Consider the following 14,260-nt stretch of genomic DNA (forward strand, 5'->3'; position numbering starts at 1 on the left):
CTGAGCGCTGCGACTCGTTGTCGCGGGGTGCTACGGGCCTGAGCGCCGCTGCGCGCGCGTTGCCTGGGAGCAGCGACTAATTATCTGGCGGTGTTATCCGTCCCCATGGGTGACTACTTGCAAGCCGAATTTCAGGCAGGAACCCCCCATGACCGACGCGTTCGAACTCCCAAGCACCCTGGCCCATGCCCTCCAGCGCCGCGCCGCGTTGACTCCGGATCGGGTCGCCTTGCGCTTCCTTGCCGACAGTCCGCAGCAGGGCGTGGTACTGAGTTATTGCGACCTGGACCGGCGCGCCCGGACGATCGCGGCGGCGTTGCAGGGCGAAGCGAAAATCGGCGATCGAGCGGTGCTGCTGTTTCCCAGCGGCCCTGATTACGTCGCGGCGTTCTTCGGCTGCCTGTACGCCGGTGTGATCGCTGTACCGGCCTATCCGCCGGAGTCCACCCGTCGGCATCATCAGGAGCGCTTGCTGTCGATCATCGCCGACGCCGAACCCCGGTTGTTGCTGACCACCGCTGACTTGCGCGACACCTTGCAGGCCATCGAATCGGCGCCGCCAGTGTTGTGCGTCGATACGCTCGATCCGGCCCGCGCCGAGCAATGGCAGGCGCCGGACCTGCAAGACAATGACATCGCTTTCCTGCAATACACCTCCGGCTCCACTGCATTGCCAAAGGGCGTGCAGGTCAGCCACGGCAACCTCGTCGCCAATGAGCTGTTGATTCGTCATGGTTTCGGCATCGATGTGAATCCTGACGATGTCATCGTTAGCTGGCTGCCGCTGTATCACGACATGGGGCTGATCGGCGGGTTGTTGCAGCCGATCTTCAGTGGCGTGCCTTGTGTACTGATGTCGCCGGCCTATTTCCTCGCCCGGCCGTTGCGCTGGCTCGAAGCGATCAGCGAATACGGCGGCACCATCAGCGGCGGCCCGGACTTCGCCTATCGCCTGTGCAGCGAACGGGTCAGTGAGTCTGCCCTGGGCCGCCTCGACCTGAGCGGCTGGCGCGTCGCTTATTCCGGCTCCGAGCCGATCCGCCTCGACAGCCTGGAGCGCTTCGCCGAGAAGTTCGCGGCATGCGGCTTCACGGCTGACAGTTTCATGGCCTCATACGGGCTCGCTGAGGCGACGTTGTTCGTCGCCGGCACGCCACGTGGCCAGGGCATTCCCTCGATGCGCATGGACGACGCGGCCTTGACGCAGAACCGTGCCGAACCGGGGCAGGGCAGCGCGGTGATGAGCTGCGGTGTAAACCAGCCGGGCCATGCGGTGCTGATCGTGGAGCCCAACGCCTTGCAACCGTTGGCCGACAATCAGGTCGGCGAAGTCTGGGCCGCCGGGCCGAGCATCGCCCACGGTTACTGGCGCAACCCCGAGGCCAGCGCCAAGACCTTCGTCGAGCATGACGGCCGCACGTGGCTGCGCACCGGTGACCTGGGTTTTGTCCGCGAAGGCGAACTGTTCATCACCGGACGCTTGAAGGACATGCTGATCGTGCGCGGGCACAACCTTTATCCACAGGACATCGAGCAGACCATCGAGCGGGAAGTGGAGGTGGTGCGCAAAGGCCGCGTCGCCGCCTTCGCCGTCAACGAGGCGGGTGAGGAAGGCATCGGCATCGCCGCCGAGATCAGCCGCAGCGTGCAGAAGATCCTGTCTCCCGAAGCCTTGATCAACGCGATTCGCCAGGCCGTGGCCGAGGCCTGCCAGCAAGCGCCGAGCGTGGTGGTGCTGCTCAACCCGGGGGCGCTGCCGAAGACGTCCAGCGGCAAACTGCAACGTTCGGCGTGCCGCGCGCGATTGGCGGACGGCAGCCTCGACAGCTATGCATTGTTTCCCTCGGCAAAGGCTGGGACTGTCGACGAGTTCGCGCCGTCATCCGAGCTGCAAGACCTGATCGGCCAACTCTGGTGCGAGCACTTGCAGGTCGATAGGGTACGCAGCGCTGACCATTTCTTCCTGCTGGGCGGTAACTCCATCACTGCCACCCAAGTGATTGCGCGGTTGCGTGAAGTGCTGGGCGTGGAGCTCAGCCTGCGCCTGCTCTTCGAAGCGCCGACCCTAGGCGCTTTCGCGACGGCGGTGGCGAATCTGCAACAAGACGGAGGCCAGCCCCAGGGCGTTATCAATTCGTTGGCCCGCGATGAAGCCCTGCCGCAGTCCCTGGCCCAGAACCGTTTGTGGCTGACCTGGCAACTGGACCTTGCTAGCCGCGCCTACAACATCCCCGGCGCCCTGCGCCTGCGTGGCGAGCTGGACGAACAAGCGCTGCGCCAGAGCTTTCAGCAATTGATCGAGCGCCACGAATCCTTGCGCACGCGCTTTCTGGAGCGCGATGGCGTGGCCCTGCAACAGATTGATCCAGCCGGTGAGTTCAATCTTCAGGTGATCGACCTCAGCGACATGCCTGCCTACGAGCGCGAAGCCCGGGCGCGGCAGATCCGCGAAGACGAAGCGGCCACTCAGTTCGATCTGGAAAAGGGACCGCTGCTGTGGGTCACCTTGTTGCGCCTGGCTGAAGACGATCATCAGTTGCTGGTGACGATGCATCACATCATCGCCGATGGCTGGTCGATGAACGTCTTGATCGACGAGTTCTCGCGGCTATATGCCGCCGCGTCCCAAGGACGCACCGCCGAACTGGCACCGCTGCCCCTGCAATACGCCGACTACGGCAGTTGGCAGCGACAATGGCTCGCCCAGGGCGAAGCCGAGCGCCAACTGCGCTATTGGAAAGAGCAGTTGGGCGATGAGCACCCGACCCTGGCGCTGAGCACCGACCATCCGCGCAGTGCCCAGCGGCATCGCAGCGCCGCGCGCCATAGCCTGCGCCTGGACAAGACGCTCGGTGATGCCCTGCGCCAGGTCGCCCAGGCGCACGACGCCACGGTATTCATGCTGTTGCTGGCGGCGTTCCAGGCCTTGCTGCAGCGCTACACCGGCCAATCCGACCTGCGCATCGGCGTGCCCAACGCCAACCGCCCGCGCCTGGAAACCCAAGGGCTGATCGGCTTCTTCATCAACACCCAGGTGCTGCGCGCGCAAACCGATTCGCGCCGGCCCTTCGCCGCGCTGTTGGCCCAGGCCCGGGAGGCGACGCTCGGCGCCCAGGCTCATCAGGACCTGCCCTTCGAACAACTGCTGGAAGCTTTCCCCCAGGCTCGCGAACAAGGCCTGTTCCAAGTGATGTTCAACCACCAGCAGCGCGACCTTGGCGCGTTGCGGCGCCTGCCGGGGCTGTTGGCCGATGAATTGCCATGGCACAGCCGCGAAGCCAAGTTCGACCTGCAATTGCACAGCGAAGAAGACCGTAACGGCCGGCTGACACTGTCGTTCGACTACGCGGACGAGCTGTTCGAGGCGGCGACCATCGCACGCCTGGCCGAGCATTTTTGCAGCTTGCTGCGGGCGGTCTGCGCTGATCCACGACAGGCCCTCGGCGACTTGCCTCTGCTGAGCGTCGAAGAACGCGCCCAGCAGCAGCGTTGGGCGGCGGCACCCTGCGAGCCCGCCACGCAATGGCTCCCGGAACTGCTCAATGAGCAGGCCCGCCGCACCCCGCAACGCACTGCATTACAGTGGGACGGTGGTGCGCTGGACTACGCCGAGCTGCACGCCCAGGTCAATCGGCTGGCCCATTATCTTCGCGACAAAGGTGTCGGCCCGGACGTGTGCGTGGCGATTGCCGCCGAACGCTCGCCGCAGTTGCTTATCGGCGTGCTGGCGATCATCAAGGCCGGCGGCGCCTACGTGCCGCTGGATGTCGATTACCCGAGCGAACGCCTGGCCTACATGCTCCACGACAGCGGTGTCGATCTGCTCCTGACCCAAACCGCACTGCTCGAACGCTTGCCGGCCTGCGAGGGCGTCAGCGTCATCGCCATGGACGCGCTGCACCTGGAGCAATGGCCGAGCAATCCGCCGGAGCTGCACCTGCACGGCGATCATCTGGCCTACGTGATCTACACCTCCGGCTCGACCGGCCAACCCAAGGGTGTCGGCAATACTCACGCGGCCCTGGCCGAGCGCCTGCAATGGATGCAGGCCGCCTATGGGCTGGATGAGACCGACGTGTTGATGCAAAAGGCGCCGATCAGTTTCGACGTGTCGGTCTGGGAATGCTTCTGGCCGCTGATCACCGGCAGCCAATTGGTCCTGGCGGGCCCGGGCGAACACCGCGACCCGCACCGCATTGCGCAACTGGTCGAGCAGTTCGGCGTGACCACGCTGCACTTCGTCCCGCCGCTGCTCAGCCTGTTTATCGACGAGCCCTTGAGTGCCCGTTGCACGAGCCTGCGGCGGATTTTCTCCGGCGGCGAAGCCTTGCCGGCCGAGTTGCGCAACCGAGTGCTCGCGCAACTGCCGACGGCGCAGTTGCACAATCGCTACGGCCCGACCGAAACCGCCATCAACGTCACCCATTGGCATTGCACCGCAGGCGATGGCGAGCGCTCGCCCATCGGTCGTCCCTTGGCTAACGTGCTGTGCCGCATCCTCGACAACGAACTCAATCCCGTGCCCGTCGGCGTGCCGGGTGAGCTGTGCATCGGTGGCCTGGGCCTGGCCCGGAGTTACCTCGGGCGTCCCGCGCTGACGGCTGAACGTTTTATCGCCGATCCCCAAGGATCGGCTGGCGCACGCCTGTACCGCACTGGCGACCTGGCGCGCTGGGATGCCGACGGCGTGATCGAATACCTCGGCCGCCTCGATCAACAGGTCAAGTTGCGCGGTTTCCGTGTCGAACCACAGGAAATCGAGGCGCGCTTGCTGGCCCAGGATGGCGTCGCCCAGGCGGCGGTGCTGGTGCGCGACACGGCGGCCGGTCCGCAGTTGATCGGCTATTACACCGCAGCAACGCCCGATGAAGAGGCGGCCGACCAAGCCGCTCGCTTGAAAAACGCCCTCGCCAGCGAGCTGCCTGACTACATGGTGCCCGCGCAATTGTTGCGCCTGGACGCCATGCCCTTGAGCCCGAGCGGCAAGCTCGACCGTCGCGCCTTGCCGGAGCCGCAATGGCAGGTGCGCGAACACGTCGAGCCGGCCACCGCCCTCGAACAGCAGATCGCCGGAATCTGGCGCGACGTGCTCGGCCTTGCCCGCATCGGCCTGCGGGATGATTTTTTTGCCCTGGGCGGCCATTCGTTGCTGGCGACCCAGATCATTTCCCGCACGCGCCAGGCCTGCGACGTCGAGCTGCCGTTGCGTACGCTGTTCGAAGCCAGCGAGCTGGGCACCTTCGCCGAGCAGGTGCGGCTGATCCAGGCCAGCGGTCGGACCAACCGCCAGCCGCCGATCGAGAAAGTCGACCGCAGCCAACCGGTGCCGCTGTCCTATTCCCAGCAGCGCATGTGGTTCCTCTGGCAAATGGAGCCGGACAGCCCGGCCTATAACGTCGGCGGCATGGCTCGGTTGCGCGGAATGCTGGATGTTGGGCGCTTCGAAGCGGCGTTGCAGGCCTTGATCCTGCGCCATGAAACCTTGCGCACCACGTTCCCAAGCATCGACGGCGTGCCTCGCCAACAGGTACACGACGAGACGGGCCTGCGCATGGGCTGGAAAGATTTTTCCATGCTCGATGCCGACCTTCGCCAACAACGCGTGCAACAACTGGCGGACAGCGAGGCCCACGAACCCTTCGATCTGGAAACCGGGCCGCTGCTGCGGGCCTGCCTGGTCAAGACCGCCGAGCGCGAACATTACCTGGTGCTGACGCTGCACCACATCGTCACCGAAGGTTGGGCGATGGACATTTTCGCCCGCGAGCTCAGTGCGCTGTACGAAGCCTTCATCGATGACCGCGAGTCACCGCTGGAGCCGTTGCCGGTGCAATACCTCGACTACAGCGCCTGGCAGCGCCAATGGCTGGAGTCCGGCGAGCGCCAGCGCCAGCTCGATTACTGGACCGCGCAACTGGGCCGCGAACATCCCTTGCTGGAATTGCCGGCGGACCGCCCGCGTCCGCCGGTGCAAAGTTATCGCGGCGAACTGTTCCGTTTCGACCTCAGCGATGACTTGGCCGCACGGGTCCGAGCGTTCAACGCCGAGCATGGCTTGACCCTGTTCATGACCATGACCGCCGCCCTGGCCGTGCTGCTCTATCGCTACAGCGGCCAGACCGACCTGCGCATCGGCGCGCCGGTGGCCAATCGCATCCGTCCGGAAAGCGAAGGGCTGATCGGCGCGTTCCTCAATACCCAAGTGCTGCGTTGCCAACTCGACGGGCAGATGTCGGTGGGCGAGTTGTTCGAGCAGGTGCGCCACACGGTCATCGAGGGGCAGTCCCACCAGGACCTGCCTTTCGATCATTTGGTCGAAGCCCTGCAACCGCCGCGCAGTGCGGCGTACAACCCGCTCTTCCAAGTGATGTGCAACGTGCAGCGCTGGGAGTTCCAGCAGAGCCGCACGCTGGCCGGTATGAGCGTCGACTACCTGGTCAACGATGCGCGGGCGACCAAGTTCGACCTCAACCTGGAAGTCACTGACCTGGACCAACGCCTGGGCTGCTGCCTGACCTACAGCACCGACCTGTTCGACGAACCGCGCATCGCCCGCATGGCCGGGCATTGGCGCAACCTGTTGGAAGCGCTGCTGGTGGATCCGGCTCGGCGGCTGAGCGAGCTGCCGCTGCTGGACGCCAGTGAACAGCAGCAGCTGCTCGACAGCCTCGGCGAAGAGCCGGGCGAGCATCGCCTGGATCAATGCATCCATTCATTGTTCGAAGCGCAGGCCCGGTTGCGCTCGGATGCGCCGGCGCTGACGTTCGCCGGGCAGACCCTGGCCTATGCCGAACTCGAGCGCCGGGCCAATCGCCTGGCCTGGATGTTGCGCGAACGTGGCGTCGGACCGCAGGTCCGGGTAGGGCTGGCCCTGGAGCGCTCGCTGGACATGGTCGTCGGCCTGCTGGCGATCCTCAAGGCGGGTGGCGCCTACGTGCCGCTGGATCCGGAATATCCGCTGGACCGCTTGCTCTACATGATCGAGGACAGCGGCGTCGGCTTGCTGCTCAGCGATCGGGCCATGTTCCAAGCCATCGGCCAACTGCCGGAGGGCGTGCAGCGCTGGTGCCTGGAGGACGATCGCGAGGCCCTGGCGGATTATCCCGACCAGTCGCCGCCGCTGATCAACCTACCGCAGCACCAGGCCTATCTGATCTACACCTCCGGCTCCACCGGCAAACCCAAGGGGGTGGTGGTGTCCCACGGTGAGATCGCCATGCATTGCCAGGCAGTGATCCAGCGCTTCGGCATGCGTCCCGATGACTGCGAACTGCATTTTTATTCGATCAATTTCGACGCCGCCACCGAGCGCTTGCTGGTGCCGTTGCTCAGTGGCGCCCACGTGGTGCTGCGCGCGCAGGGCCAGTGGGATGCCGAAGAAATCTGCGGCCTGATCCGCCAGCACCGCATCAACATCCTCGGTTTCACGCCCAGCTATGGCAGCCAATTGGCGCAATGGCTGGCAACCCAGGGCCAGACGCTGCCGGTGCGCATGTGCATCACCGGTGGCGAAGCCCTGACCGGCGAACATCTGCAGCGTATCCGCGCCGCGTTCAGCCCGAACCTGTTCTTCAACGCCTATGGCCCGACCGAAACCGTGGTCATGCCGCTGGCGAGCCTGGCCCCGGAACAACTGGAAGAGGGCGCCGGCAGCGTACCGATCGGCAGCGTGATCGGCGCTCGTGTCGCTTACATTCTCGACGCCGACCTGGCCTTGGTGCCGCAAGGCGCGACGGGTGAGTTGTATGTCGGCGGCGCCGGGTTGGCCCAGGGTTATCATCAGCGGCCGGGCATGACCGCCGAGCGCTTCGTCGCCGATCCGTTCAGCACTGACGGCGGACGGCTGTACCGCACCGGGGACCTGGTGCGCCAGCGCGCCGACGGTCAGGTGGAGTATTTGGGGCGGATCGACCATCAGGTGAAGATTCGCGGTTTCCGTATCGAACTGGGGGAAATCGAAACCCGCCTGCTGGAACACGACGCCGTGCGCGAGGCCGTGGTACTGGCCTTGGATATGCCGGGCGGCAAGCAATTGGCTGGTTACCTGGTCAGCGACATCGCCGAACAGGATGCCGCCGGGCAAGCGGCGCTGCGTGAAGCGCTGAAGAATCACCTCAAGGCGCAACTGCCGGACTACATGGTGCCCGCGCACCTGATCCTGTTGCCGAGCATGCCGCTGACCGCCAACGGCAAGCTCGACCGCCGCGCCTTGCCGACGCCCGATCCCGAACTCAATCGCCAACAGTACGTGGCGCCGAGCAGTGCCTTGGAGCAAGCGTTGGCGACGATCTGGTGCGACGTGTTGAACGTCAGGCAGGTCGGCCTCAACGACAATTTCTTCGAGCTGGGCGGCGATTCGATCCTGTCGATCCAGGTCGTCAGCCGGGCCCGGCAACAGGGCCTGCATTTCACGCCGAGGGATTTGTTCCAGCACCAGACCGTGCAGGCCCTGGCGACCGTCGCCACGCGCAGCGAACAAGTGAGCGCCGAGCAAGGATTGTTGAGCGGCGAGTCGGGGATGACGCCGATCCAGCATTGGTTCTTCGCCAGTGAAATACCCAGCCGTCATCACTGGAACCAGGCGCTGTTGCTGGAGCCGACCCTGCGCTTGCAGCCGGGTTACCTGGAGCAAGCGTTGCGCGCGGTGTTCGAGCAGCACGACGCCTTGCGCCTGGGCTTCGGCAACCGCGCCGGGCACTGGCGCGCCGAGCATCAGCCAGTGTTCGAAGGGGCGCTGCTGGAGGCTGTGTCGGTGGATTCGCCGCAAGCCTGCGAAGCCGTGTTTGCCCAGGCGCAGCGAGGCTTTGCGCTGTCGAACGGGCCGCTGCTGCGGGCCGTGTTGGCAGAGTTGCCTGATGGTCGGCAGCGCTTGCTGATCGCGATCCACCACTTGGTGGTGGACGGTGTGTCGTGGCGGGTGTTGATGGACGACCTGCAAACCGCCTATCGCCAATGCCTCGACAGACAAACGCTGCAATTGCCGGCCAAGACCAGCCCGTTCCGTGACTGGGCCGCGCGTTTGCAGGCTTACGCCGGCAGTGAGTCCCTGCGCGAAGAGTTGAGCTGGTGGCAAGGCCAGTTGAGTGGCCCGGACGTGACGCTGCCTTGCGCCCGTCCCGACGGCGGGCGGCAGGAACGGCATGCCGACATCGTCAGCCTGCGCCTGGACGCCGAGCGCACCCGGCAACTTCTGCAACAAGCCCCCAGCGCCTATCGCACCCAGGTCAATGACCTGTTGCTCACCGCGCTGGCCCGGGTGTTGTGCCGTTGGAGCCAGCATGAATCGGTGCTGGTCCAGCTCGAAGGACATGGCCGCGAGGCGCTGTTCGATGACATCGACCTGACCCGCACCGTGGGTTGGTTCACCAGCGTCTATCCGCTGCGCCTGAGCCCGTCGGCCGCTGACATCGGCAACTCGATCAAAGCCATCAAGGAACAGCTGCGCGCGGTGCCGCACAAGGGCCTCGGCTATGGCGTGCTGCGTTACCTCGCAGACATCGGCACCCGCGAGGCCATGGCCTGCCTGCCGCAAGCGACGATCACCTTCAACTACCTCGGCCAGCTCGACCATGCCCTCGGCCAGGAGGCGTTGTTCCGCCCGCTGGACGAAGCGCTTGGCGCGATCCATGACCCTGACGCACCGCTGCCCAACGAACTGAGCCTCGACTGCCAGGTCAGTGGCGGCGAACTGGCGCTGCGCTGGACCTTCAGCGCCGAGCGCCATGATCGCCAGGCCATCGCCGCGCTGGCCGACGCCTACCTCGAGGAATTGCAGCACCTGATCGAACATTGCCTCACGGACGAGGCGGGCGGCCTGACGCCGTCGGACTTCCCGCTGGCGAAACTGACCCAGGCACAGCTGGACAACCTGCCGGTGCCGGCCGCAGAGATCGAAGACGTCTACCCACTGACGCCGATGCAGGAAGGCATGCTGCTGCACACATTGCTGGAACCGGGCACCGGCCTGTATTACATGCAGGACCGCTACCGCATCAACAGCGAACTCGACCCGCAGCGGTTCGCCCAGGCCTGGCAAGCGGTGATCGCCCGTCACGAAGCCTTGCGCGCCTCGTTCTGCTGGAACGTCGGCGAAGACATGCTGCAGGTCATCCACAAGCCCGGCCGCACGTCGGTGGAATACCTCGACTGGACGCAAGTGCCCGACGACGCCCAGGAGCCCAAGCTCCAGGCGCTGCTCAAGCGCGAGCGCGAGGCCGGTTTCGATCTGTTGAACGAGGCGCCGTTCCACTTGCGTTTGATCCGAGTTGGCGCGGCGCGCTACTGGTTCATGATGAGCAACCACCACATCCTCATCGATGCGTGGTGTCGTTCGTTGCTGATGGATGATTTCTTCGAGATCTACACCGCCCTCGGTGAACAGCGCGAGCCTCGCCTGGCCGTGCCGCCGCGCTATCGAGACTATATTGGCTGGCTGCAGCGCCAGGGCCTGGCCGAAGCCCGGCAATGGTGGAAACAGAACCTGCAAGGCTTCGAGCGGACCACGCCGATCCCGGGTGACCGGCCGTTCCTGCGCGAACACGCCGGTGACAGCGGCGGCATGGTCGTCGGCGATTGCTACACCCGCCTCGACGCCCGGGACGGTGCGCGCCTGCGCGAGCTGGCCCAGGCCCATCAATTGACCGTCAACACTTTCGCCCAGGCGGCGTGGGCCCTGGTGTTGCGCCGTATCAGCGGTGATCGCGACGTATTGTTCGGCGTCACCGTGGCCGGGCGTCCGGTGGAGCTGCCGCAGATGCAGCGCACGGTGGGGCTGTTCATCAACAGCGTTGCCTTGCGGGTGCGGATCCCGGCGGATGACCAGCGCTGCAGCGTGCGCCAATGGCTCAACGGCTTGTTGGACAGCAACATGCAACTGCGCGAGTACGAATACCTGCCGCTGGTGAGCATCCAGGAAGTCAGCGAGCTGCCCAAGGGCCAGCCGTTGTTCGACAGCCTGTTCGTGTTCGAGAACGCGCCGGTGGAGGTTTCGGTGCTGGACCGCGCCCAGAGTCTCAACGCCACCTCGGATTCAGGCCGCACCCACACCAACTTCCCGCTGACGGCGGTGTGTTATCCGGGCGACGATCTGGGGCTGCACCTGTCCTACGACCAGCGTTACTTCGATGAGTCGACGGTCCAAGGGCTGCTGGGCGAGTTCAAGCGATTGCTGCTGGCGTTGATGGAAGGTTTCCACGGTGACATGGCCGAGTTGGCGCTGATCGGATCTGAAGAGAAGGATTTCCTCATCGAAGGTTGCAACCAGAGCGCGCGGACCTATCCGCTGGAGGAGAGTTACGTCGAGCTGTTCGAGGCCCGGGTGGCGGCTCATCCGCAACGTATTGCCGCCAGTTGCCAGGACGACACCTGGACTTACGCCGAGTTGAACGAGCGCAGCAACCGCCTCGGTCATGCGCTGGTGGAGGCGGGCGTCGGTCTCGACCAGCCAGTGGCGCTGCTCGCTGAGCGCGACCTGGATTTACTCGGCATGATCATCGGCAGCTTCAAGGCCGGCGGCGGTTACCTGCCGCTGGACCCGGGCCTGCCGAGCCAGCGCCTGAGTCGCATCATCGAATTGAGTCGCACGCCGTTGCTGGTGTGCACGCGGGCTTGTCACGAGCAGGCGCTGGCCTTGCTGGAAGCGTTCGCCTGTGCCGGGCGGCCGAAGCTGCTGGTCTGGGAAGACGTCCAGGCCAGTGATAAGGCGGTGGACAATCCCGGCGTTTACAGCGGGCCGGACAACCTCGCCTACGTGATCTACACCTCTGGCTCCACCGGGTTGCCCAAAGGTGTGATGGTCCAGCAGCGCGGCATGCTCAACAACCAGCTCAGCAAAGTGCCGTACCTGGCGCTGGATGAGGCCGATGTGATTGCCCAGACTGCGTCCCAGAGCTTCGATATTTCGGTGTGGCAGTTCCTGGCCGCGCCGTTGTTCGGGGCTCGGGTGGACATCGTGCCCAATGTGATCGCCCACGATCCGCAAGGACTGCTGGACCATGTCGGACGCCAGGGCATTACCGTGCTGGAGAGCGTGCCGTCGTTGATCCAGGGCATGCTTGCCCAGGAGCGCATCGGCCTGGATGGCTTGCGTTGGATGCTGCCCACTGGCGAAGCGATGCCACCGGAACTTGCCCATCAGTGGCTGGCGCGTTACCCGGACATCGGCCTGGTGAATGCCTACGGCCCGGCCGAATGTTCCGATGACGTGGCGTTCTTCCGAGTCGACATGGCCTCGACCCGTGGCACCTACCTGCCCATCGGTACGCCGACCGACAATAACCGTTTGTACCTGCTCGACGGCGCCCTGGAACTGGTGCCAGTGGGCGCGGTGGGCGAGCTGTGCGTCGCCGGAACCGGGGTGGGGCGTGGTTATGTCGGCGATCCGCTGCGTACCGCGCCGGTGTTCGTGCCCAACCCGTTCGGCGCACCGGGCGGGCGGCTGTACCGCACCGGCGACCTGGCACGTCGCCGCAGCGATGGCGTGCTGGAATACGTCGGGCGCATCGACCATCAGGTGAAGATTCGTGGCTACCGCATCGAACTGGGGGAAATCGAAGCACGGCTGCACGAGCAGCCCGAAGTCCGCGACGCGGCCGTCGGTGTGCAGGAAGGCGTCAATGGCAAGCACTTGGTGGGCTATCTGGTTGCCGCCGACGCCACGCTGAGCCCGAGCGAACGCCTGGATCGAATCAAACAGCGCCTGCGCAGCGAATTACCGGAATACATGGTGCCGCTGCACTGGCTGTGGCTCGATCGCCTGCCCCTCAATGCCAACGGCAAACTCGATCGCAAGGCGCTGCCGGCGCTGGAAATCGGTCAACTGCAGAGTCAGGACTACCAGGCGCCCAGCAGCGATCTTGAACAAACCCTGGCCGATATCTGGACCGAGGTGTTGAAGGCCGAACGGGTGGGCGTACAAGACAATTTCTTCGAACTGGGCGGGCACTCGTTGCTGGCGACACAAATCGCCTCGCGCGTGCAAAAAGCCTTGCAACGGGACGTGCCGCTCAGGGCCATGTTCGAGTGCAGCACCGTGCGGGAATTGGCTGAATACATCGGTGGGTTGGAGGCCAGTGAAATCACCGAGGAGAAGGTGGATCGGTTGAATGATTTGATGGCGGAGTTGGAAGGGCTTTAGTTTTGCGGTGCGTGTAACGGCCCCATCGCGAGCAAGCTCGCTCCCACATGGGATTTGTGTCGATCACTCCCTGTGGGGAGCGAGCTTGCTCGCGATGAGGCCATTGACAGCACCTCAGGGACCCAAGGTTGACGTCTGGCGCTTCGCGGCCCAGTCTCCCCAAGGTTTTTTCATTCCCAAACAAGGAGGCCACCGATGCCCTTTGCAACGATTGACGGACAACCGCTCCATTACCTGGACCAGGGCCATGGCCCGGTGGTGGTGCTGGGCAGCAGTTATCTGTGGGACCAGAGCATGTGGGCGCCGCAGATTGATGCGTTATCGGAGCACTATCGAGTCATCGTCCCGGAGCTGTGGGGCCATGGGCAGTCAGGACGTTTGCCTGAGGGCATGAATTCGCTGGACGACCTGTCCCGTCAAACGCTGGCGTTGATGGATCACCTGGAGATCGACTGCTTCAACCTGGTCGGGTTGTCGGTGGGCGGGATGTGGGGCGCGCGGCTGGCGCTGGCCGCGCCCGAGCGCGTGAAGTCGCTGGTGTTGATGGACACCTACGTCGGCGTCGAGCCGGAGCCGACCCGGCTGTATTACTTTTCGCTGTTCGACAAGATCGAAGCCAGCGGCGCAATTCCCGAGCCTTTGCTGGACATCATCGTGCCGATTTTCTTCCGGCCGGGCATCGATCCGCAGTCCTCGCTTTATCAACAGTTCCGCGCCGCATTGGCCGCGCTGCCGACTGAGCGCCTGAAGGACAGCATCGTGCCGTTGGGGCGGATCATTTTTGGTCGGGACGACATCCTGCCGCGCCTGCCTGGATTGAACGCCAAGCGCACGCTGGTGATGTGCGGTGACCAGGACAAGCCTCGGCCACCGTCCGAGGCGTTGGAAATGGCCGAGCTGATTGGCTGCGATCATGTGCTGATTCCACAGGCGGGGCATATTTCCAACCTGGAGAATCCGCAGTTTGTGACCGAGGCGTTGTTGAAATTCCTGAAACGGATGCACTGACTTTGTGGCGAGGGGATTTATCCCCGCTGGGCTGCGCAGCCGCCCCAAAACCAGATACCTCGGTGAAGCTGACAAACCAAGTCGACAGTGTTGGGGCCGCTTCGCGACCCAGCGGGG

The 14,260-nt window shown here is 64.7% G+C and carries 2 protein-coding genes; both read left to right on the forward strand.

Features of this window, described 5'->3' with window-relative positions; all coding sequences use genetic code 11:
* Nucleotides 1-148: 148 nt before the first annotated feature.
* Nucleotides 149-13,135, forward strand: a complete 12,987-nt coding sequence (locus AB4N42_RS12445; protein WP_460116259.1) for a non-ribosomal peptide synthetase — start codon at nt 149-151, stop codon at nt 13,133-13,135.
* Between the two features lie 195 nt (nt 13,136-13,330).
* Nucleotides 13,331-14,143: an alpha/beta fold hydrolase gene (locus AB4N42_RS12450; protein WP_460116260.1), complete on the forward strand. Its 813-nt coding sequence runs from the start codon at nt 13,331-13,333 to the stop codon at nt 14,141-14,143.
* Nucleotides 14,144-14,260: the final 117 nt, after the last annotated feature.

It is taken from the genome of Pseudomonas sp. H2_D02, assembly GCF_054677635.1.